This window comes from Pedobacter petrophilus (assembly GCF_009674725.1).
GTDB classification, from domain to species: domain Bacteria; phylum Bacteroidota; class Bacteroidia; order Sphingobacteriales; family Sphingobacteriaceae; genus Pedobacter; species Pedobacter petrophilus.
This window is the reverse complement of record NZ_WKKH01000036.1, coordinates 1-23572: the sequence shown is the minus strand read 5'-3', so window position 1 is coordinate 23572 and position 23572 is coordinate 1. Positions and strand designations below refer to the sequence as shown.

Annotated in this window: 20 protein-coding genes; 14 read left to right on the top strand and 6 right to left on the bottom strand. The window is 40.3% G+C overall.

All coding sequences use genetic code 11. The annotated features are described in order from the left end of the window. The first annotated feature begins 1 nt into the window (after nt 1). Together GJU39_RS18000 and GJU39_RS17995 are read left to right on the top strand one after the other, a co-directional pair. Nucleotides 2–1492 carry a RagB/SusD family nutrient uptake outer membrane protein gene (locus GJU39_RS18000; RefSeq protein ID WP_154282389.1) on the top strand — a complete coding sequence of 497 codons (1491 nt, stop codon included), beginning with the start codon at nt 2–4 and terminating at the stop codon, nt 1490–1492. 29 nt (nt 1493–1521) lie between these two features. Beyond that, nucleotides 1522–2907: an arylsulfatase gene (locus GJU39_RS17995; protein ID WP_154282388.1), complete on the top strand. Its 1386-nt coding sequence runs from the start codon at nt 1522–1524 to the stop codon at nt 2905–2907. Nucleotides 2908–3001: 94 nt separating this feature from the next. On the opposite strand, the gene GJU39_RS17990 is transcribed toward GJU39_RS17995, so the two are convergent. Then, the gene (locus tag GJU39_RS17990; protein WP_154282387.1) at nt 3002–4489 is read right to left on the bottom strand and encodes an alpha-amylase; all 1488 of its coding nucleotides are present in this window, start codon (nt 4487–4489) and stop codon (nt 3002–3004) included. Between the two features lie 922 nt (nt 4490–5411). On the opposite strand from GJU39_RS17990, the gene GJU39_RS23435 reads away from it, so the two are divergent. The 3 genes from GJU39_RS23435 (at nt 5412) to GJU39_RS17980 (ending at nt 8366) form a co-directional block, all read left to right on the top strand. Beyond that, on the top strand, nt 5412–5582 hold the full coding sequence (locus tag GJU39_RS23435) for a hypothetical protein (RefSeq protein ID WP_167515717.1): 171 nt from the start codon (nt 5412–5414) through the stop codon (nt 5580–5582). An 880-nt stretch (nt 5583–6462) separates the two neighbouring features. Further along, entirely contained in the window at nt 6463–6837 is a 375-nt protein-coding gene (locus tag GJU39_RS17985) for a hypothetical protein (protein WP_154282386.1), read from the top strand. 197 nt (nt 6838–7034) lie between these two features. Beyond that, nucleotides 7035–8366, top strand: a complete 1332-nt coding sequence (locus GJU39_RS17980) for a PAS domain-containing protein (RefSeq protein WP_167515716.1) — start codon at nt 7035–7037, stop codon at nt 8364–8366. Nucleotides 8367–8426: 60 nt separating this feature from the next. Here GJU39_RS17980 and GJU39_RS17975 read toward each other — a convergent pair whose 3' ends face one another. Further along, nucleotides 8427–8885, bottom strand: a complete 459-nt coding sequence (locus GJU39_RS17975; protein WP_154282384.1) for a MaoC family dehydratase — start codon at nt 8883–8885, stop codon at nt 8427–8429. A 297-nt stretch (nt 8886–9182) separates the two neighbouring features. Between GJU39_RS17975 and GJU39_RS17970 the strand changes: the two genes are divergently transcribed. Beyond that, nucleotides 9183–9866 (top strand): hypothetical protein, encoded by a 684-nt coding sequence (locus GJU39_RS17970; protein ID WP_154282383.1) that lies wholly within the window; start codon nt 9183–9185, stop codon nt 9864–9866. An 84-nt stretch (nt 9867–9950) separates the two neighbouring features. On the opposite strand, the gene GJU39_RS17965 is transcribed toward GJU39_RS17970, so the two are convergent. The 4 genes from GJU39_RS17965 to GJU39_RS17950 all read right to left on the bottom strand — a co-directional run bounded on the left by GJU39_RS17965 (nt 9951) and on the right by GJU39_RS17950 (nt 13449). Next, nucleotides 9951–10292 carry a hypothetical protein gene (locus GJU39_RS17965; RefSeq protein WP_154282382.1) on the bottom strand — a complete coding sequence of 114 codons (342 nt, stop codon included), beginning with the start codon at nt 10290–10292 and terminating at the stop codon, nt 9951–9953. A 282-nt stretch (nt 10293–10574) separates the two neighbouring features. After that, nucleotides 10575–12113 (bottom strand): FAD-dependent oxidoreductase, encoded by a 1539-nt coding sequence (locus tag GJU39_RS17960; RefSeq protein WP_154282381.1) that lies wholly within the window; start codon nt 12111–12113, stop codon nt 10575–10577. 159 nt (nt 12114–12272) lie between these two features. Further along, nucleotides 12273–12950, bottom strand: coding sequence for a DUF6766 family protein (locus GJU39_RS17955; RefSeq protein WP_154282380.1), 678 nt, complete (start codon nt 12948–12950; stop codon nt 12273–12275). 10 nt (nt 12951–12960) lie between these two features. After that, entirely contained in the window at nt 12961–13449 is a 489-nt protein-coding gene (locus tag GJU39_RS17950; protein ID WP_154282379.1) for a CinA family protein, read from the bottom strand. A 382-nt stretch (nt 13450–13831) separates the two neighbouring features. On the opposite strand from GJU39_RS17950, the gene glf reads away from it, so the two are divergent. The 8 genes from glf to GJU39_RS17910 all read left to right on the top strand — a co-directional run bounded on the left by glf (nt 13832) and on the right by GJU39_RS17910 (nt 22949). Further along, the gene (glf, locus tag GJU39_RS17945; protein WP_154282378.1) at nt 13832–14968 is read left to right on the top strand and encodes a UDP-galactopyranose mutase; all 1137 of its coding nucleotides are present in this window, start codon (nt 13832–13834) and stop codon (nt 14966–14968) included. Between the two features lie 14 nt (nt 14969–14982). Continuing rightward, a complete protein-coding gene (locus GJU39_RS17940) occupies nt 14983–16128 on the top strand; it encodes a glycosyltransferase family 1 protein (protein WP_154282377.1) in 1146 nt (381 codons plus the stop codon). 1 nt (nt 16129) lies between these two features. Continuing rightward, nucleotides 16130–17392: an amine oxidase gene (locus GJU39_RS17935; protein ID WP_209437684.1), complete on the top strand. Its 1263-nt coding sequence runs from the start codon at nt 16130–16132 to the stop codon at nt 17390–17392. 92 nt (nt 17393–17484) lie between these two features. Further along, a complete protein-coding gene (locus GJU39_RS17930; RefSeq protein ID WP_209437683.1) occupies nt 17485–18000 on the top strand; it encodes a YciE/YciF ferroxidase family protein in 516 nt (171 codons plus the stop codon). 657 nt (nt 18001–18657) lie between these two features. After that, a complete protein-coding gene (locus tag GJU39_RS17925; protein ID WP_154282376.1) occupies nt 18658–19305 on the top strand; it encodes a DUF2461 family protein in 648 nt (215 codons plus the stop codon). A 315-nt stretch (nt 19306–19620) separates the two neighbouring features. Continuing rightward, complete coding sequence (locus GJU39_RS17920; RefSeq protein ID WP_154282375.1) at nt 19621–20592, top strand: aldo/keto reductase; 972 nt, start codon at nt 19621–19623, stop codon at nt 20590–20592. Further along, the gene (locus tag GJU39_RS17915; protein WP_154282374.1) at nt 20593–21420 is read left to right on the top strand and encodes a helix-turn-helix domain-containing protein; all 828 of its coding nucleotides are present in this window, start codon (nt 20593–20595) and stop codon (nt 21418–21420) included. It abuts the gene before it with no gap. Nucleotides 21421–22421: 1001 nt separating this feature from the next. Then, nucleotides 22422–22949, top strand: a complete 528-nt coding sequence (locus tag GJU39_RS17910) for a hypothetical protein (protein ID WP_154282373.1) — start codon at nt 22422–22424, stop codon at nt 22947–22949. Nucleotides 22950–23572: the final 623 nt, after the last annotated feature.

Here is a 23572-nt window from a genome sequence, read left to right as displayed (position 1 = left end):
GATGAAAATAGAAACATATCTAACCCTCTTTTCTTTCCTGCTGATTTTAGTTAGCTGCGAAAAGCAGCTGGATCAAACGCCCGAATCGAGTTTGGCAACCGATAACTTTTTTACCAATAATAACGATTTTCTACAAGCGGTAAATGGCGTGTATTCACAGTTGAATAATTATCCAAGTCAGGCTTTATGGCTGAGTGAAATGCGGAGCGATAACATTAACGCTACTTCCGATGGGAACCGCGATTGGGATGGCATTAATAATTTTACACCGAACATCACCACTACCGGATTTATCACTACTGCCTGGCGGGCAAACTTTAATGGCATTTACAATGCAAACACCGTACTCGAAGCGTTACAAACCAAAGCAGGTGCGCTGTCAGCCTCTAATGCTATACGGTATGCTGCCGAGGTTCGCTTTTTAAGGGCATTTTATTATTTTTCTTTGGTACGAACCTTCGGGCAGGTACCCCTAATTTCTACGGTGAAAAGCGCTGCTGAAGTGGCCTCAATTCCACGCAGTCCGGTTGCGGATGTATATGCGTTAATCGAATCTGATCTTCAGTTTGCCGCAACAAATTTGCCGGCAACATTTACGGGGATTGATCTCGGCAGGCCTACTGCAGCAGCAGCGAAGGGCTTACTGGGCTTGGTCTATTTAACTAAATCTGGTCCCACTTATGGCATCAACGGACCAGGTTTAAACAGCAATGAATATGATAAAGCCGCTGCTTTGTTTGATCAGGTAATTACCGGAAGTCCGTTTAATTTCGGGTCCGGTTATGCCAATATATTTTCTTACACCAATGAAAATAACAGCGAGGTAGTTTTCGATATTCAATTTGCTTCGAGCTTAAATGGCGCAGGTTTTCCTTCTCATCTGGCACCTGTAGCGTATTGGACGAGTAGTGGGATTTCCAACAGTTTCGGCAATGGATACGGATCGAGCACCTTTCCAGTGTCAAAAAGCCTGGTGAATGCTTATACCACAAATACGGTAAGCGGAACAGATCTTCGCTATCCTTTTAATGTGGCTACAACATATGCACCTGGCCCGTTTATTAAAAAATATATCGATGTGCCTAAAAGAGGTTTATCAGGACGGGACTGGTCGATTAATTTTATAGTTTTGCGTTATACGGATATTTTATTGATGAAAGCGGAGTGTATCCTTCACGGGGCGACTGGGTCACAGGCAGATGTGGATGCGATTGTGAATCGCGTGCGGGCCAGGGCAGGAGTAGGCCCGTTAGCTAATGTAACCCTTGCAACGCTTATGCAGGAGCGACAAAGAGAGTTTTTAGGCGAAGGATTGCGCTGGAATGACCTGGTAAGATCGGGTTTGGCCATTACCCAGATGAATGCCTGGCGGAATGCTGATGGCATGACTAAAGTTAATGAAATAGTGCCAGATTATATTATTTATCCGGTACCTGCCGCAGAAATACAAACAGCGCCAGGCCTTTATACACAGAATCCCGGCTATAACTAATATGTTGGATTGACTTTTAATTGAATATAATGAGTGGAAAAAAATTATTGATTGCAGGTGTTTTAATTCTTTGGAGCGGGTTCACCTTTGCACAGTCAAAACCCAGCCAAAAACCTAATATTGTTTTTATCCTGGCGGATGATTTAGGTTATGGTGATGTTGGCGCCTATGGCCAGCAAAAAATCCTTACGCCTAATATTGACCGGCTGGCAAAGGAAGGCACCCGTTTCACCGATTTTTATGCCGGTGCACCGGTTTGTTCACCCTCACGTGGATCCATCCTGACAGGATTAAATACTGGTCACGCCACGATTAGGGGTAACGCGACTGATCAGGGTGGAATTGCTGGAAAGAAAGGGAAAAATGTTGTTTACCGTGCAAACCTTACCAAAGATGATTATACCATTGGCAACCTGATGCAGGATGCCGGATACCGGACTTCGCTTGTTGGGAAATGGCATGTAGACGGTTACGATTCGCTGGCTACGCCTTTGCAACGTGGCTTTGATCAATTTTCAGGATGGCTGATCAATATTCCATCCACTTATGCCAGCACTTACTGGCCGGATCACCGTTATATCAACGGAAAATTAGTTCCTGTAGACAGAAATGCAAACGATCAAAAAGGTTATTATGAAGCAAATATGTGCACGGATGAGGCGCTGGCTTATCTGAAAACGCAAGAGAAAAATGAGAAACCCTTTTTCCTGATGCTGAATTATAATAATCCACATTCTCCACTGGAAGTGCCGGATCTGGCGATGTATAAAAATAAAGACTGGCCGGAAGATATGAAAATCTATGCCGCTATGGTTCATTATTTAGATCAGTCAGTTGGAAAAGTAAAAGATTACCTGGTAAAAAGTGGCTTATCAAAAAATACAATTGTTTTCTTCGCTTCAGATAACGGGCCAAGATCGGAACCAACCACGAGACTCAAAGCGGTATCCGAATTTTTCGACTCCAATGGAAAGCTGAAAGGATACAAGAGAGATCTTTATGAAGGTGGAATCAGGATCCCGTTCATCACCTGGGCACCATTTATTAAAAATGCACCTAAAACCAGTACTGTTCCGGGATATTTTGCTGACATCATGCCAACGTTCGCAGCGCTTGCAGGTAAAAGTTCGGGGTTTCACACAGATGGAGTAAGCATTTTACCAGCTATTAAAGGCTGGAAACCAGAGGCCGATCGTTTCTTATATTGGGAGTTTTTTGAGTTAGGCTTTGAGCAGGCCGTTCGCTATGGCAAATGGAAAGGAGTAAAACGTAAAAATAAACTCGAACTATATGATTTAAGCAAAGATCTTGGCGAAACAAATGACGTAGCAGCAAGTCAGCCGGATATGGTGAAGAAAATTGAAAGCTATCTTTCTACAGCAAGAACAGCATCTCCTTACTGGACAGTTAAATAAAGATCAAGGTTGGGTTCAAAACCAGATAAGCGCTTCCGTTCCCTCCTTAAAAGAAGGGGCGGAAGTGCTATATTAAAATTCCGGTAAATTAAAGTTAGTCGCGAAGCGCCCAGGCCGATACTGAACCGGCATTACAAGGGAATGTACCCCAGCCATTTTCATCAATGGTTACTTCACCCTCTACATGACCTAAATGATCAGTAAAAACCTGTCCGGCAAATTGCACACCGATTTCCATGTGTTTAGTGCCAGTCTCACCGTTTGATAAAACTACCGCTATACCTGAACCCTGGTGTTCTTCGGCTCCGGCTCTGGTCCAGCCGATGCAACTGGGATGATCAAAATAATCGCGTTGCATACCATAAGCCTTATTTTTTCTCAAACTTAGCAATTGCGGGAGTTGTGGAAGAGAAAGCATGGTTACTTCATGGTCTTTTCCGTCGGTTCCTTTATCCGTATAAGCAGAACCATAAACATCTGAATAAAACACACAAGGGTAACCCGCTTCACGAAGTAAAATAATGGAATAGGCATGTGCCCTGAACCAGGGTTCTACTGTTTGTTCGAGCGATTGAAGCGGTTGTGTATCGTGGTTTTCTACAAGTGTAACAGCGAATTGCGGACGAGCCAGTACCAGACTACCATTCAAAATAGTGGTTAGGTCATAACTTTCGCCGGCTTTTGAAGCCTGTGAAAAATTTGCCTGGAGGCAGGCATCAAATAGGGAGATTCGTCCTTCAGTAGCATCAATGTAATTAAGCATTGCCTGAAGATCATAAGGAGACCAGTATTCACCAACGGTAAAAAGTTCTGCACCCAATTCTGCACGTAAATAATCCAGCCACTCGTTGAAAAACGTATGTGGCATGTGCTTTATAGCATCTAAACGGAAACCGTCGAAGCCTACCGTTTCATGAAACCATTTTCCCCAGCGTTTCAATTCTTCCCGTACGGCAGGATTTCTGAAATCAATATCAGTCAACATCAGGTAATCGTAATTGCCATTTTCATCATCCAGTACATCTTCCCAACCTTCACCATACTGGTTTTGGATGCTGTAAATGGCAGTTTCCTGTGTTCTCGCATCATAATCAACACCGGTAAAACATTGGTAATCCCATTTAAATTCCGAATATTTTCCATTTCTGCCCGGATAGGTAAACTTAGTATAAGCATCAATCTCGAAAGGCTCGGAAATAAATTCATTCCGGTTATCAGGATTTACTTTTCTCACCATTACCGGCTCGTGTTCGTCTGCACCGCCAAGATGATTGAGTACAATGTCTACATAAACCTGAATTCCGGCTTCCTTAGCAGATTTTACGGCAGCTAGATATTCTTCTTTGGTACCATATTTGGTTGCAATGCTTCCTTTCTGATCAAATTCGCCAAGGTCATAAAGGTCATAAGAATCGTACCCGGTAGATTCAGGTCCCTCCATCCCTTTATGTGCAGGGGGCAGCCAAATAGAATCAATTCCCATCTCTTTTAAGCCTTTTGCATCCTCACGAACTTTTCTCCATAGGCTACCATCTTTTGGATAGTACCATTCGAAGTATTGGAGCATTGTATGATTTTCCATTTATTTTTATTTTTGAATACAACTCAAAAAGGTTGGCTTTGTTTGGCAGATGGAGTAAATCTCTTTAAATGGACACCACAACCCTGGTAGCAAGGCAATGATGCGGTCTAAAATCAAACTGAAGCTTATCACTTATCCTTTGATTGTTGATTTTTGTAATTATTGGTTGACTTAACCTGTCTGAAAATAAATAACTGCAGATTGTAAAGACTCTAATCTCAAAATTTTACCTCTTCCTTTTCTATAAATTCAGGCAATTGTATAGCAGCTTAAATTTTGATTTTTATTTAACTGTCAGTCAGACAATTTATTAGATAAATGTATGCCGTTTTTTACAGTTGGAATGATTTTATTTGTATTTTTAGGATTACGGATTATTTGTATTTTATATTGTTTCCTAATATTGTAAATACTACATTAGCTAAAGATTTAGGAATAATAACAAAAGTATAGCTCTCAAAATAAACATCTCCATAGTGTTTTTGCAATGCGATAAGCGTGTCTTATCGCATTTGCATTTTAGTCTCGTTGCGAATAGCCTGTAGATTTTATTGCTTCAATCTATTAACACTACTCATTAATAATAATACCCATTTAAAAAATAGAAAGTATAGAATTATAATGCAGCATAATTCCACTTAGGGGTATTTGATATTCACGTTTCTAATGGAAAAATTAATATGATGATCACCTCCTGCCGTTTAGTCCAGGCTGTGCCAATGAAAAAAAAATTCAGGATCGATTGGCTCAGATGAGCTATTTTCATAAATATTAATTTTCGTTGTGCCTTGCCGTACATTTCTTTGCAGCATACCAACAAATAGAAAAGACTACAATTTTATTTACGCCAAAGGTTTGCCTTACCAGTAAAAACGTATTTATAAACACTGGCACGTTTATGGCATACATAAAAAAAACAATTATGAAAAGTATTTATTTAATCTTAGCAGTTTGTGGCTTAATGCTATCAACAGCTTGTTACACTACACGCACAGCAGGTAACAGTGGTAAAGTTCCACCAGGTCAGGCGAAAAAAGGTTATGGTTCTAAATCGGCTAAGCCTTTTGCACCTGGTCAACGTAAAAAGAATTAGTGATATAACGGTGGAATTCCTTCACATAGTTAAATTTTTTAAATCAACAGCGTTGATATAGTGTGTTGTAGCGCATCTTTATAATTCTATGATCTAATAGATAAATCATTTAAATGCAACATTGTTGCTTATGTTTTGTGTTTAATCAATTCCTAATTACCTTTAGGAAGTTTAGATTAGTTAATGATTGCAGGGGAGGGTGGTTCCTTCCCTGTTTTTTTATGCCCGATTGAATCGGTTTTAATTTCATTTTTAATCTGGTATTTTAACCGGTAGTTTATTATTTGCAGTTGGTTAGGTATAATACTTGATCTAAATCATCATATCTCCATTCTCCTTCCTTTTATTCCTGAATTTTTTTCCCGATCATAGATTCTTGCAACTTTGAGTAATAAAATACTTTTCCCGCTCCTATTTAAAATCAAGTTTGATAATTTTGGTTTTGTCTGTTGCTTTTTTCTATTCGTCTTTCCAGCTGTATGCACCAATATGTTATATGTTAAGTGTAACGAAATGCCTTTATCGTTAAAAAAATCATAATTAAAGGCGTTATTGTGATTTAATATTTGCGATGTTGATTATATCTTACTGTTTCGATTTAGTAAGCAGCTTAGGCCTGTAGGCATTATAGCTTGCAATAAATAGTGGAATATCCGAGTTTCATACCAGTGTCATGATCTGCAACTGTAGCTATTTTTGTCTTTTTAGTTAGTATAAAAATTATTTTTTTGGCTAACTTTGTCCTTTAATCTATTTGGCCTTAGCCGTATTTTTCCCTTATCGCTCCACTGTTTTTAAGTTTTACTATTGAATTTACATACCTATTTTAGGGTATATTATGAAAAGATTTATTTTAATAATGTCGCTTTGTGTGTTAAGCATGAACACGACATTTGCGCAAGGGGTGCGAGGCTGCCTTGTTGGTAATGTCCTTTATACTCAACCGTCTGGAAAAGGTTTAGATTACTTTGATCGGTCGCCAGGTAATTTTACTTCGAAGTGTGGCTTCCGAAGAGTAGGGAATACCAGTAATTGTAGGCTATACAATAGCGGACCAAAGGACCTGGAAAGTAGCTATACACTTTATCCTGATGCAGCCAGCAGCGGCTGGGCCGAAGTTGCAAACTGTCCGGTAGACAACGATATCTGGATGTTATTCATACCGGTTTCATTGATCAGCATTTTTAAGCTTCCAGGAACCAGGCAGCTAATTACCAATAGTAATAAAGGAAAAGTATATCGAAAACAGGCGTAAACAGTGTTGCTAACGATGGCAATGTTTTCCTGCTTGGTTATATGATTTAGATTAAGGTGCAGTTAATCTCAGAATTAGTGTACTATGATTTATCAATAAGGTTAAATATTGTATAATAACTAATACTTTATTGTTATAATTTTAAATAATGAATGCGTAATCTTGTTATATCCCAAAATTTTTACAGCGCAACACAAATGACAAATCCAAATCACCCATTCGATAGCGATACCAACAGGCGGAATGCACTTAATCGTTACCACATTCTTGGAACGCCACCGGAAGACAGTTTTAATCGGTTAGCTGCACTTGCTGCTCAGATTTTTGATCTTCCAATGTGTACCATCTCTTTTTTCGGAGAGAATGGGGTCTATTATAAAGCAAGCGTTGGTTTTAGAGATGTTACTTTAACAGCCGACAAAGAAAGTTTGTGCAATAACCTTGTTGCTGAAAAGAGTCTAAAAGTTATTAACGATGTTTTTGGTGTACCGGAATTAGCAGACAATATTCATAAAGTTAGATTTTTTGCCGGTGCTCCTCTAATTTCCGAACAGGGCTACCAGATTGGTGCTTTGTGTGTAATGGGACTTGAAGCCAGGTCATTCGATGAATCAGAGCAGAAGATTTTAATCGGCCTCGCCGAAGTGGTGATGAATCAGGCTATCTTGCACTTAGCTTCTGATCACCTCCGTATAGAGAATGAAAATATAACCGCTGATAACGTTGGCTTGATTGATTATCAACAACACCTTTCTAAGGCAAACAGCGATTTAGAAAGCCTTCAGGATAATTTTGAACTGCTGTTTGAGCAAGCGCCAATCGCTATCGGTATCATTTCCGGAGAAGATAACACCATAATCCAGGCCAATAAAGCGCTATTGGAGATTCTAGGCCAAGATTCCACACTGATCGGTAAGCCGTTTTCTGTTGTTATTCCAGACTTAGAAGAACAGGATTTATTGAAGTTAATCGCCCGATTATACGAAACCAGAATGCTACAGCATGGCCACGAGTTAAAGCTGCTGGTGTGGAAGGAAGATCAGCTTAAGAGCCTTTATATCAATATTACACTCCAATTTACAAGAAATGTAGAAACCGGTATCGATAACATCATGTTTATATTGGCTGATATTACAGATTATGTAATTTCTAAACAGCTTAATCAGGAAGCCAATGTAGTCTTAAAGAGTGCAATCGAAGCAGGGGGAATGGGTTATACAGTGGTGGAATTCGCCACGGGAAAGATGGTTTCCAATGATCAGTTCAAACGCAACTATGGTTATGACGTGAATGACGAATTTGATTATTCAGATTTATTTGACGCCATGTTGCCGAAATACAGACAACTGATTAAAAAAGCTGTTCATGATGCAATTGAAAGTAATGGTGTATACAAGGCAGAATACGAAGTAAAGTGGAAAGACGGATCTATCCACTGGATTAGTGCATATGGTAAGCCAAGATACGACGTACATGGAAGAGCTTCGCATATCATCGGACTCAACAAAATTATAGAAAAGGCGAACTAAAGCCCTCATTAATTTTATCAAAAATCAAATTTAATCGGGCTAATAATCTATAAGCGGACTTTAATTGAAGTGATATAAGAATACCACATTTCCGGTATAGACAGGTTTTTTACCAGTTTTGGTCGTTAATTTTGCCTGGATTACTACCTTGGTAATGCCCCGCAAATCACTAATGGCTTCAAGTTTCGCATGGAGCTGAACTTCTTCGCCCGCAATAACAGGCTGACCAAACTTAAAGCTTTCAATCCCATAATTAACTTCCATCTTCACATTTCTGATGTCAGCAATCTGCTTCCATAAATAAGGAATTAACGAAAGCGTTAAATATCCATGTGCAATGGGAGAACCAAATGGACTTTCTGTTTTGCATCTTTCTGCGTCGGTATGAATCCACTGGGCATCTTGTGTAGCCGTGGCAAATTTATTAATCTGCTCCTGGCTTATTGCGTGCCAATTTGAAGTGCCCAGTTCTTTGCCAAGGTATTCTTTGTATTCATTGAAACTGTTAATGATAAGCATTTTTAAAGTGTAAAGTGTTGTTTCGTAATGTGTTAATCTGCAAAGCAAAAAGCCGTCGTTAACAAACGAGCGGACAGTGCTCAAATTGAGCTGTCAAAATACAAAATTCCTTTGCTATTTGTTGCATTCAAATGTCGCAAGTTTTTTGAATATGAAACGACTGATCAAATAAAAATAATATTTTTTAGGTTTAAAAATGTATAACTGGTTTCTCTTTTTGCTAAACAAATTTCATTTAGAACTGTCATACATACAGCATGGCGAATAATCATTTTCACCAGTTTTAATGTGAATTAATTGTATAAAAAATACCAGACGGGTAAAAGCAGTTTAATGCTTAGCGTACCTGTAAGTGAACTTGTAGATATGAAAAGATTTGAAAAAGAGCTCATCAGCTTAAAGAAAGATAAAGGCATCGCGTTATCTCTTGCAGTAATAGCAGGCCTTGGGGTTGTATACGCAATTTGGCACAAGAGCCGTAAAAACTCAAAACCGCAATTGCACCCGCAACAAATTGGCGAAGAGAAATTTGATCTTTCTAATGATGAAACCACCCGCCTTTCTTTGTTATTCGGCGCGGGGCAAGTTATGGTGCTGGCTAATGGAAAGCGTATTGGGAAAGTTTCCCGAAGTGCTGTAAGTGAGCAATGGAAGAGTAATGACCAGGCTGTACTGCCACATTTAGCGCGAATTAATGACGGAACAACTGAGCTAAGCTCAAGGCAAAACTTTTCACTGATACTGAAAGGCAATTTTTCTGAAATATTAGCCACTGAGTGGAAATCAACGGAGACTTTAGAGGTTATTCTTAAGCCGGAAGTTGATACCGTGGCCTTTTCAAAACGGCTCAAAGAGCAGGTAGACAAGTTAATTGGATTCCCGCGCCTGCTGGATCTTATTGTAAAACGAATCGACAATCCATATTTTATTATTGTGCGGTTGAATACAAAACCGGGTTTGTCACCTATCGGCGAATCTTAGGTTAGCGATTTCAAATTCTCCATAAAAAGAGTGGCTAAGTTCATTAACCCGGGTTGGAGCAATAATGGGAAATGAAAAGTAAATTTAGCTTAATGCTCTTAAGTTCAGGGTATTAGATTCATTATCCAGCTTTGACAACTTTATTGCTAAAGCGGTAGAAAGGTTGTCAAAGCTATTCTTCGACGCCAGCAAAAGCCTTAAACTATAATTAGGTTCATTATCCAGCTTTTGACAACTTTTTTCTAAGGTGGTGGAAAAATTATCAAAGCTATTCTTCGACGCTAGCAAAAGCCTTAAACTATAATTAGGTTCATTATCCAGCTTTGACAACTTTATTTCTAAAGCGGTAGAAAAGTTGTCAAAGCTATTCTGCGACACCAGCAAAAGCCTTAAACTATATTTAGGTTCATTATCCAGCTTTGACAACTTTTTCTAAGGTGGTGGAAAAATTATCAAAGCTATTCTTCGACGCCAGCAAAAGCCTTAAACTATAATTAGGTTCATTATCCAGCTTTGACAACTTTATTGCTAAAGCGGTAGAAAAGTTGTCAAAGCTATTCTTCGACGCCAGCAAAAGCCTTAAACTATATTTAGGTTCATTATCCAGCTTTGACAACTTTTTCTAAGGTGGTGGAAAAATTATCAAAGCTATTCTTCGACGCCAGCAAAAGCCTTAAACTATAATGCCGACTGTTCCATTCAGAACTGTTAAGACAAATCCACTTTTTCCAACTCTTTTCTGGGTGGACCGGTTATTACTTCACCAGAAACAGAGAACCGGCCACCGTGGCAAGGGCAATCCCATGATTTTTCTGCATTGTTCCAGTTCACAATGCAGCCTGCGTGGGTGCAAACAGGTCTTAGTGCGGTTACTACTCCGTCTGCATCTTTGTAAATGGCTAGCTTTTCGCCCTCAAAATCTACTATTTTGCCTTCCTCTAATTCGATTTCACTGGTAGATTCAATTAGCTTTGCCCCAAAACGATCAGCTACAAAACGGTAGGCCACATCTGCGTTTTCTTTTATAAATTCAGTGAATCCGGATACCGGTTTTAATCTGGAAGGGCTCAGTAATTTACCTAATTCATTTTCTTTACCTAAGATCAAATCACTAATAATCCGGGCAGACAGGTTGCTGAAGATCATCCCGTTTCCGTTAAAACCCGTGGCCACATAAGTATGCTCATCACCACCCGGAAGCTGACCGATATAAGGTAAACCATCTACCGGAACATAATATTGAGACGACCATTTATAATCGATCGTGGCAATCTTGAAATTAGCTCTGGCGTAACTTTCTAACTCATTAAATGCTGCTACAGGATCTTCATGACCTGTTTTATGATCGGCTCCGCCAATTAATAAATAGTGCTTCCCGTCAATTTCATGGCTCCTGAAATAATGATAGGGTTCTTTCATATCATAAGAAAGGCAGTCTGGATAATTCCCATCCTGCAGGGTAAGCGCCAGCACATAACTTCTGTATGGGGCATTGCGAAGGGAAAGTAAATTAATGCCTGGCGGGATATGGGTTGCCCAAACGAGCGACTTTGCATTGATAATCAAATCTTTGGCGGTAGCCTGATGAAGCCCATCTTTAAACGTTGTGTTTTCCACCATTGCGCCACTGATGATCTTTCCGCCGAGACGTTCAAATTCTGTGGCAAGGCCATTAATGTATTTAATTGGATGAAACTGTGCCTGCTGATCAAACTTCAAGGCCCGTTTAAATGGAATGGGCAATCCGTTGGTAGCTGATTCACTAACCGCTATGCCGGCCTCTTGAGATGATTCTAAAATTTGTTGCAATTCTTCATCTTCTTTATCGTTTTGTGAAAAAAGAAAGCCGTCCTTATATTCGAAATCGGCATCAATATTCAGCCCGTCGATATTTGATTTTATATCCTCAATTACACTCCGTGTAGCTTCCGCAAGCATTTTAGAAGCCTCTTTACTGAAGTCGCTGTCTATTTCAGGGTAGGTAGAATCTAGGAAAGTATTCAGGTGTGCACTGGTTCCCCCTGTAGTACCGTAGCCCAGGTTTTTTGCTTCTGCCAGGATACATTGCTTTCCTGCACGTTGGAGCATGAGGGCTGTGGTAATCCCTGTAATGCCGCCACCGATAATCAAAACATCATACCCTTTTTCGGTGCTGTGGTTTTGAGGGGTTTGTGATAAAGATGCCGGCTGCCAGAGACTTTCTCTGATACCGTCGCGGTTATTGTTCTCCAATTGGTCTTTTTCCATTTTGTTAGTTGATTTTGAGCTAAGGCGGAGAAAAAAGCAATCCATCCTCTTCCATGTTTACGTTTATATTTTCTATTAAACAGGTAAATATTTCTATTGGTTTAGCGTTTCTGTAGTTACAGATTCAATAGCGCTGTTTAACAGGTGATAACAATGCAATTACTTGCCGGTCTCCAGGTTGGGTGCATCTACAGGTTTAGATTCAGGTGAGCCTTTCTGGCGAAGAAAAATAGTGAGGATTACGATGGAGGCCACGGACAAAAACTCACTCTGCCAGTTTTGAAAAGTTTCAAACCAGAAATCGGCCTCGCTGATATAAGCCATTACTGTTTGCCGCATTTCTCCCTTAATTTCACGGGCCACATTATGATCTTGCCAGCTTCCGTAGAAGTGCAATCCCCAGCTAATGAGAAAAAGAATTACAAACACGATAGAAAGTGAGTTGGAATAAATTTTTAAAATCCAACCGCCTTTTCTTACCGGCCAGGGCGCATCTGGCGATGGCTTGGGCTCACGGTCCACCTCTTCTTTACCGGCTATTTTTTTAGATTCTGCAGAGCCGATTTGTCGAAGGGAAATGGTTAACATTACATAAAGCGCCATTTGTAGAAATTCACTTTCAAAATTCTCGAAGGTGGCAGATATGAAGTGGCCACTGCAGAGATAAGTGGAAAGTGGAAGGGCAGCAGCATGCAAATCTTCCAATTCTGAATTATGGACTTTCCATCCGGTGAAGGCCTGTGCACCCAGGGTGATCAGAAAGATAGAAATAAAACAAACCGACAAACCATTTCGGTAGAGCCATTTTTTCTTTTTTGTATTCTCTTCGCTATTCATAAAACATTAATTAATTGAGGGATTGAAGGTAATCTTTTAGCAATTCACCGCATTTTTCTATCGTGTGCTCAACAATTTCTTCTCTCTCCCCGTCGAAATGCAATCGCTCACTAAAAATGGCATCACCATTCCTGGTGCCGCAAATAAACATGGTGCCCACTGGTTTTTCTGCCGTTTCGCTTCCGCCAGCGCAGGTTAATCCGGTTATTCCGATCTGGATATCAGAAGGGATTGCCTTGTTCAGTCCTACAGCAATGGCTTTTGTTACCTCCATAGATTCTGGTGTAAAGTCTTCAATCAGCTGGTGGTCAACATGAAGGAGGTCTTCTTTTATACAGGCATCATAACAGGCAATACCTCCTTTTAAAAATTTCCCGGCATTATCAATCATCGAAAATTCTGCTGTTAACCTGCCGGCTGTTGCACTTTCTGCAAAAGCAACTGTTAAGTGTTTTTCAATGAGCATGCTGCCCACTTCTTTCATGATTTCGCTCGTCATATTGAAAAAATATTTTATCCTGTTACTGATTATTATTATCAATCAGTTTCAAAAACACAGAATTTTAAAAGCTTGTTTTGTTCTGGGTTTAAAAAGATGTTAAATGGCTTAATCTGAAATATTGAAAAAGGATTGCAAGGCGCCTTAACTTACATTAATGCCCTTTTTTAAGTGATTAAACAGATCGCCAGCCCGAATTACCTGATTTCTACCCCGTAGTTATACGGGTAGATTAATTAAATACCTGATTTATATTCTGGCGCTTTTTTACCTAAACAACCCGGTCAAAACCCGTGTTGCATCTTTTGAGCTGGTCGTGGGTTGGTCTGTAAACAGTGTCCGGCCGATTAAAGAACCGCCAGTATCCCTCACAATAATGATTATGACAGCAGACAAGGAATATGACTTCCTGATAGTAGGAAGTGGTTTATACGGTTGTGTTTTTGCACACGAAGCAACACGGCGCGGCAAAAGATGTTTAATCATAGATAAGCGCAAACACACTGGGGGAAATATTCGTTGTGAGGAAGTGGAGGGAATTAATGTGCACCAATATGGCGCACACATTTTTCATACCAACGATAAAGGCATCTGGGATTATGTGAACAGTTTTGTAGAATTTAACCGCTATACCAATAGTCCGGTGGCAAATTATAAAGGTGAATTTTATAATCTCCCTTTCAATATGAATACTTTCTATCAGTTATGGAAAGTAAAGACACCTGCAGAGGCGATGGAGAAAATTAAATCTCAGGTAGAAGCCTCGAAAGTTGGCGTGCCCACCAATCTTCACGAACAGGCTTTATCACTTGTTGGTACAGACATTTACGAAAAACTTATAAAAGGCTATACAGAAAAGCAATGGGGCAGACCTGCAGAACAATTGCCCGCTTTTATTATTAAACGGTTACCAATGCGGTTTACTTTCGATAATAATTATTTTGATGATAAATACCAGGGCGTACCAATCGGTGGTTACAACAAATTAACGGAGCGTTTGCTGGAGGGAATAGAAGTTAGACTGGAAACTGATTATTTCGCCGACAGGGAAAAGTGGGATGCCATGACTGATCAGATTGTATTTACCGGAAACATTGATCAGTTCTATGATTATCAATTCGGAAGACTTGAATACCGTAGCCTTCGGTTCGAACATCAGGTTTACGATACCCCCAACCACCAGGGAAACGCAGTTATTAACTATACCGAGCGTGAGATTCCTTACACCAGAACGATTGAGCATAAACATTTCGAATTTGGAAATCAACCTAAAACGGTTGTTACGGCAGAATATCCGGAGGAATGGACGCCAGAGAAGGAAGCCTATTATCCGATAAATGATGCGCGCAACACGAAAATTTTTCAACAATATAATGAACTCGCCAGGCAGGAAAAATATACACTGTTTGGTGGCCGGCTGGCTACCTACAAATACTATGATATGCACCAGGTTATTGCCTCTGCATTACATGCTGTAGCCGTTAAATTTCAGGAAAAGCCTGTTTGTCAGCAAAACTAAACCCCTAAACATATATGAGTAAGTTAATATCCGCTTTGCCCAAAAATCTTTTATGCTTTTCACATTTGCGCTGGGATTTTGTATTTCAAAGACCCCAACATTTAATGACCCGGTTTGCCAGAGAACAACATGTATTTTTTCTGGAAGAACCCATATTCGACATGGAGGGTAGGGAGTTTCTGGCCAAAGAAAATAGGGATGGAGACGTAACCTTACTGGTTCCACACCTCCGTTCGGATAAAAGTGCAGAAGAAGTGCATGCATCCCTCTGTAATCTGCTTGATGAATTTTTAAAAAGCGAGTCGATGTGCGACTGGATGTTTTGGTATTATACGCCAATGGCCTTGCAATTTTCTTTAAAACACCGGCCAGCACTGGTAATTTTTGATTGTATGGATGAACTTTCTGCTTTTGATTTTGCACCGAAAGAACTTCTTATGCTGGAAAAAAAGCTCATGGATATTGCCGATGTAGTATTTACAGGAGGCCACTCGCTCTATGAGGCCAAAAAGAACAGACATAATAATATATACGCTTTTCCAAGCAGCATAGATAAAACGCATTTTGCTTCTGCAAGAGAAGATACTGAAGAACCGGAAGATCAGGCAAAAATAGCCGGAATAAAACTCGGCTTTTTTGGTGTAATAGATGAGCGGTTCGAAATCGATCTGATTGGTCATATTGCCACTGCAAGACCAGACTGGCAATTAATTCTGTTAGGTCCGGTAGTGAAAATTTCTCCTGATAGTTTACCAAAACATAAAAATATCCATTATCTCGGCCAAAAATCTTATCAGCAACTGCCTGCATATTTATCAGGTTGGGATGTGGCACTCATTCCTTTTAAATTAAACGATTCAACCCGGTTTATAAGTCCGACAAAAACACCCGAATATTTAGCTGCCGGTGTGCGGGTAGTTTCTACTCCAATCAGAGATGTAGTTAAGCCTTATGGCACTCAGCGGTTAGTAAGCATTGCCGAAAAACATGGCGATTTTGTACATGCCATAGAAAAAGAGCTGCAAGCGGCAACAGATGCGGCCTGGCTGGCTAAGGTAGATGCTTTTCTAAGTGATAAATCATGGGAGCATACTTTCGCGGCCATGAAGCAACAAATGTTGTCGGCAATGAAACGTCCGGATACTTTATTGGCGAGTTAAGATGGAAGACTTTTCTACGCCCTTTTCTTCTTTCTGGATGGGCGGCTTTGAATGCACGGACCAGCTTAATCATTATGGCAACAGGATAGATTTGCTTGCACTAACCGGACACCTGGAGCATACCGCCAGGGATTATGCCCTGCTCAAAACAGTTGGTATTTCTACAGTGAGGGAAGGGATCCGCTGGAGCCATGTTGAAAAGCGGCCTTATGAATACGATTTTTCAGTGGTTAGGGAAATGATAGATGCGGGCAGGCTTCACGGCATCCAGCAAATCTGGGATATTTGCCATTTTGGTTATCCCGACGACCTGAGTCCATTGCATCCTCATTTTCAAAACCGGTTTGTGAATCTTTGTAGTGCTTTTGCCCAATTTTACCAGGATTATGCACCCGATTTGCAGCTTATTGCCACGCCAATTAATGAGGTGGGATTTATCTCCTGGCTTGGGGGCGAACAGGCAAGCACCACGCCTTATGCAAAAGGAATTGGCTGGGATCTTAAATATGCTTTGGTGCGTGCCTACATTCAAGGCATCAAAGCGATGAAGGCGATCAGTGCTACTACAAAAATAATGACTACTGAGCCTATTGTAAATATTGTACCTCCTTTAGGTGCCACTGCAGAGATGATCGCTAAAGCGGCAGAAGAACATCAGCTGCAATACCAGGCAACAGATATGTTAACCGGTTTAATGTGCCCGGAGTTGGGTGGGAGCAGTGACCTGATCGACATTATGGGAGTTAATTTCTATTACAATAACCAGTGGATTTGTGGCGAATTTACCTTTCTTCCCTGGGCAAATCTCGAACTTGATTCGCGTTGGCGGGGGCTTTCGTCGCTACTGCTGGAGGCCTATTCAAGGTACGGAAAACCGATCGTTTTAGCAGAAACCAGCCATTCAGGAGAACACCGGCCCAACTGGATTGAACTGATTACCCGTGAATGTATGAAGGCGATCGGAGCGGGTGTACCGCTTCAGGGGGTTTGTCTTTATCCAATTATCGACCGTCCGGATTGGGACCACCTTCACATCTGGCACCATGCTGGTTTGTGGGATGCAGATGCGGATAATCCCTGCGACAGGCGTCTGCATGAGCCTTACGCAAAAGCGTTACTCGATGCGCAGGATACACTGGCCATATACAAGTCTGCCATTGAGGCTGGTAAAACAGAAGGTTTTATTTACCTCGGGCAAGGCACAGCTATAGATGGCGAAAACAAGGGAAAGATGATAGTATTGGCACCGGATCAGTTGAGCTAAACTGAATCTTTAAGCAAAATATTTTTAAAAATTTTCTAAACCTATTTTAAAGTTTTCTGGTTTCATAAACAAACAATAAAAAATTATACAAGATGGCAAAATCAGGTAAAGAGGCATCGGAAATGCCGAACGGACATCTTCACGAATTATTCGTGGATGAATTAAGAGATATTTTAGGCGCTGAGAAACAGCTTCTAAAAGGATTAAAAAAAATGGCTTCAGTTGCGGAAAATCCCGACTTGAAATCTGCTTTCGAGACGCACTATGCACAGACTGAAGGACAAATAGAAAGACTTAAAGATGTTTTTAAATCTTTAGGATTAACTGCAAGAGCGAAAAAATGCAAAGCGATGGCAGGTTTATTGGAAGAGGCTGATGAGATTATGGAAAGCTTTGAAGATCAGGCGGTCCTCGGCGCCGCGTTAATTTCTGCTGCACAAAAAGTAGAGCATTATGAAATTGCAAGCTACGGTTGCCTGGTAACCTATGCTAAATTAATGGAACATACTGAGGCGGAAGAGCTTTTAGCTGCAACACTCGCTGAAGAAAAAGAAACTGATAGTTTATTAACAGATATCGCCATGACATCTGCTAATGCTGCAGCATAATTTATATTAATCACCAGGCATTCTTCGAATGTCTGGTGATTAATAATCCTATTACAGATAATGGGTATCTCACCTCCTTCGCTAACCCAAATCTCCCGCGGTTAACCTAAATCTCAAATTATAATCTTCTTGAAATCATGCATTTGCTGATCACTTATCGGTTACTGCTTTTCGCTAATTTTTTTTGACGCAACACACATGCCCGGGCGTGCGCTTAGAAAGTTTGGGTTATTCTGGCTCTGATTTTAAATGTTTAGCTGCAACCGCAGTGGGCATCGTTTTATAGTACTTACTTTTCAAAAGCACAGTTTTTAAAAAAAAAAGGCTACAACAATCGCTGTTGTAACCTTTTATCTAAATTAACGCTCTCAATCTTTACAGACTGTGATGTAGGGCTCTCACCCCCTACGGCTGCAAAGATAATATGATCTCGCATAATGCAACACTTTTCGAGAAATATTTATTAATTTTTACGGTTAAAAAACTTATCTCCGCTGGTCTCCAGTAAACTGTAGCTAAAATAATTAAATGCCGGGTTGACTAAAAGGAAGCAGCTCAGGTATCCATGATGAAAAGATGGCGATTCGGACGCCTCAGGTGAGATCATTTTCGTTTCCCCGATAGAATTATTAACTTACCCGACGATTCAAAAACAATATGCGAAAAACGCTAGAATTTCTTCAATCACTTCAGGGAAATAATAATGCCAGCTGGTTTCTGGATCATATCGGAGAATATGAACGGGCAAAGGCTGAACTTGATGACCTTGCTTATGCGCTGGTAACTAAACTGACCGCGTTTGATGAAGTGATTAGCTCGGAAATTGATAGTGCCAGGTTTATTTCAAGTCTGACCATTCCAAAACCGAAAAAAAAACAGATTTACTATTCTCATTTCGATATTGCGGTTAGTCCCTTATCAAATGGTGGCAACGAGCCTGTATACCTGGTTCACCTTGATCCAGAGGGAAGTTATTTTAGTATCCGGTATGATCCTGATGTTTTTGGTATTCAGGTAATGAGAAGTTACCTGACTAAAAATCTTATTGAACTTGAATCAATTTTAGCACAAGTTAGTGAGGTTACTGCTTTTGAACTTAACACCGATTCTGCAAAAGGACCATTGCCGAAAGGCTACCAGCCGGGTGTACCTGGCGAACGTTTCCTCAAACTCACCAGTTATGAAATTCGGTGGCCCATGCCAGATCCGGATCTGAAAATTCCAAAACTGGCAGATACAATGTCAATCGAATACCAGAAAGCCTATCCGTTTATGCTCTTTTTACGAAAAGGCCTTGGTCTATAGATAACGACCCATTTAAATTTCACTGATTGATAAATGGTCAAAAAGAATATTGATCTTTAAAATATTGACAAGCGGATAGATCTGAACGATCGAAAACCCTTTTGCTAATCCATTTTTAGCAGTGAGTTAATAATCGGCGTCTACATTTGCGCCTGATTATGCAGAAGTATTTTTTTAATCTATAGCTGCGAAACTAATTTTTCCATTGCCCTTTATCCGGTATTCTTAACAAGATCAACTATTCTGAGCTGTAGAGGTAAAGTATTTGAGCCGTACAGTCAACTATTAGTGGTTTCGTTCGCTGATCTTTGTATCATGAAAAACACCACAAAAATTCAGTTAGGTCAGAATGGCCCGTTCGTATCCAGGCTAGGTTTAGGTTGTATGCGGATGTCTTCTATCTGGGGCGGCCCAACGCCAGACGAAAAAGAAAGTATCGCTACCATTCATGAAGCATTAGACAGGGGGATCAGTTTTTTGAACACAGGTGATTTTTATGGCGCAGGCCATAATGAAATGCTCATTGGTAAAGCCATTAAAGGGAGACGCGACGATGCTTTCATCAGCGTTAAATTTGGTGCCATCTTTCACAACGGGCAATGGCTGGGAATGGATTTGCGCCCCATCGCCATCAAAAATTTCGTTAATTATTCCCTCACCCGTTTAGGTATCGAAACAATAGACCTTTACCAGCCGAGCCGAATGGATGGCAGTGTCCCGTTGGAAGACATTATCGGAACCGTGGCCGACTTAATTAAAGAAGGTAAAGTTCGTCATATTGGCGTATCAGAAATTACCGCAGGTCAGCTTCGCGAAGCAAACCACATTCACCCGATAAGTGCGCTGGAGTTTGGGTATTCGCTGGCCGACCGTAAGATAGAAGCAGAATTGTTGCCCACAGCCAAAGAATTAGGCATTGGCGTAGTGGCTTTCGCAAATACTGCCGAGGGCTTATTGACAGGAGAAATGAAAGCCCCGCTTCCAGCAGATGATTTCCGGAATCATTTCTCACGTTTTCATGATGAAAATTTAATTAATAACCTGAAGAAAGTAGAAGTTTTAAAGCAATTGGCTAACAACAAAGGTTATACACCAACACAGGTAGCGATTGCCTGGGTGAAGGCGCAAGGCGATTATATTATGCCTTTGGTAAGCATGAGCCGCAGGTCTCGCCTGCCGGAAAACATTACGGCGATGGATATTGTATTTACCGGGGAAGAAATGAACATTTTAAATACTACTTTTGCAACAGGTGCTATACTTGGCGGCACTTATTTAGAACGCTAAATGACCAGTCCGGCAGAAATTCTTCCAGGTGTAATTTTTTATTCATACCACTCTTCAGAGCGGAAGGAGAAACTATGCTTATGGAACCACCATACTTTGATTTTACAGGTTTCGGGAGATTTGGTTTTAGAAACCGCCGTGCAAAAGATTGCGATGGGTGGGGGAGAATTACTGCTGATTGGTAAAAACCAGTTGGGTACGCTAAGCAAAACACCCCTCATCGGAGCGAATTATGAAACAATAGTAATTTCCCTCCAGGAGGATCTTTTGCGGAAAATAGCATTAGAAGAAAAGCTCGAAACGGGGCAGAAATATACGGGTTTGCCAAATATATTAGTTCCATTAAATGCATTTCTACAAGGATATTTTCAGTCTGTTATTCCGTATGCCCGGAGCTCGGGATCAGCCGTAACAGATGAAATGGGGATCTTGAAAGTGAGGGAAGGCGTAAAGTTATTGCTGCTCGCGGTACCAGCGCTCCGTAACTTTTTATTCGATTTTTCACAGCCTTATAAAATAGATCTGGAAAAATTTATGCTTAATAATTTTCATTTCAATATCCCGGTGGAGAGATTCGCACAGCTAACAGGGAGGAGTTTGGCAGGCTTTAAGCGCGATTTCCAGATAACGTTTGGCTCACCGCCACGCCGTTGGCTGCAAGATAAAAGGCTAAATATTGCCAGGCATCTTATTGAAACCAAACACCAGAAACCTTCTGCTATTTATTTAGATTTGGGCTTTGAAAGTTTGTCGCATTTCTCGCGTTCTTTTAAAAAGAAGTTTGGGAAAGCACCGAGTGCATTAGGGTTTACTGAAGCGATAGGGTGAAGTTAGTTGAACCATTAAGACGGTTGGAGATGTCATTCGCATATAACCGACTAATGCACAAACGATCGCTATGACCATCCCGTCCTCCTGAATTTATTTCAGGACCTTATTTAAACTGATAAAGATGCTGAAACAAGTTCAGCAAATCAAGGTTCAGCAACACCACCCGCATTTAAACGACTATGCACAAACGATCGCTATGACCATCCCGTCATCCTGAATTTATTTCAGGACCTAACTTCATTATTAAAATACTGAAACAAGTTCAGCAAGACGCACAGATGTTGCGTATGATGCGTACATGGCCGCTGAAGCAATTATATAAGGCAGTTGTGGCAACATGGATGAGCGCCACTTGCCCGGGGCTCGGAACTGGTTAAGGATTGGTTGCACCATGGCTTATAGCACAAAGGTGTAATGCTTTACTAAAGCTTGTCTTTCGGCCGTGTTGGGTTGCTTTATGGCCATAGCATAGACGAATGATAGACGAATGAAAGACGAACAAAGCACGAACAATCTACCAACCCAGATACTACCATTCAGTAGCCACTTGTGGCCTTGATATCACTGCGCGCAATATCGCAGGTACCATTAAGTATTATTTACCAGTTCTTTTAGCTTTAGTTGTGTAATCTGGCAGTTGCATGCGGGCGCGGAATGGAACTGTTCATGATATTAAATGGAGCTACCAAAGAAAAAAATCATTTAATCATAGCTTTAAACATTTTATGGGCTGTTTCCCCGGCGCATGGTCACTTGAATGGATAGACAACGTAAAGCCTGACGCAAGAGCGAAAAGACGCTCCAAAATAGGCCAGGTATCTATATCACTGAATAGATAAATAGTGGTAGCGAACGGAATATCTAAGGGGAAGCCGATTTAAAAAAGATGTGTTATTTTAAATTCCTATCCTGCTATTGGATTGCTTAATGTAGCGTTATGAGTGATCTCATCGTTTGCGTAAAAAGATACCTGATCAGTTATTACTATTATTTTTATAATGATGAAAAAAAGCCACTTTACCCTAATCCTGTTTCTAATAGGTTTAGTAATTACTGCTTGCAGTAAAAGCGACATTGAAAATAGCAAGAGCTTTGAACGAAGCTTCAGTACCTGGTTGAGTTTTAAAGAATCATCTAATAATACCTATCAGTACAAAGTATCAAATTATTCATGGCCTGACCATAGAAGTACTACAATAATTACCATTACTAATGGTAAGGTAACGCAGCGACATTATAAAAATATTTCGACCGAAGGATTGGAAAACATACCTAAAGAGGCGCTGGAATGGGTAGAGAATGAAAGTGATTTAAATACGCACAAAACCACTCCTGCGGCCCAACCGCTAACTTTAGATGAAATTTATGATTTAGCTAAAACGAATTGGTTATTAAAAAGAAAGGGTTCCAGCTCGATCTTTGAAGCAGGAAATAATGGTATGATCTCTACCTGTGGTTTTACACCAGAAGGATGTGTAGATGATTGTTTTGTCGGAATTAATATCACATCCATAGCAACCTTGTAAGGCGCTTGTTAGTTGCTTTCTAATCTCGCCCGGAAGATAGATCCAATAATTTAAACAATCACTTATGAAGTTATTGCCTCTAAATTCTTTGATCAGGCCCGGAATTCGACAGTCAGCACTTTCAATATTCCTAAAATTGTTGTCAATGCAAATTGGAACGATCCAAAAGCGCCAGAGTAAATCCCGGTCTACCTGCGTAAGCGCTGGCATTGAGCGATAGCAAACAGATCATTAAGACATCACTATAGGAAGTAACTTGTGAAGTGATCCTGTAGAAAAAAGCTACACAATGTCTCAAAAGTCTACAATACTTTTCCTGTCAAATGACATAGCTAAACTGAGACAAAAATAATTTCAAAAGAAATACAAATAATTTTATCGTTAAAATCTGCATTCAGATACAGTTGAGCTCATGTTTTCAAAAAAAGACTTACCGTTAACAATTAATTATGAGTAACATACAGGATAATTGGCTTAATATTTGGGCTATAGTTATTGTAGCGGATGCTACAATGAACCTATTATTTAACCTTTAAATTTAAAACTTATGGCTTTCAAAGCTAGATTGAATTTTTCGGGCAAGGAGTACGATGTACTTCATTGCGCCTATGCGTTAAACCGCG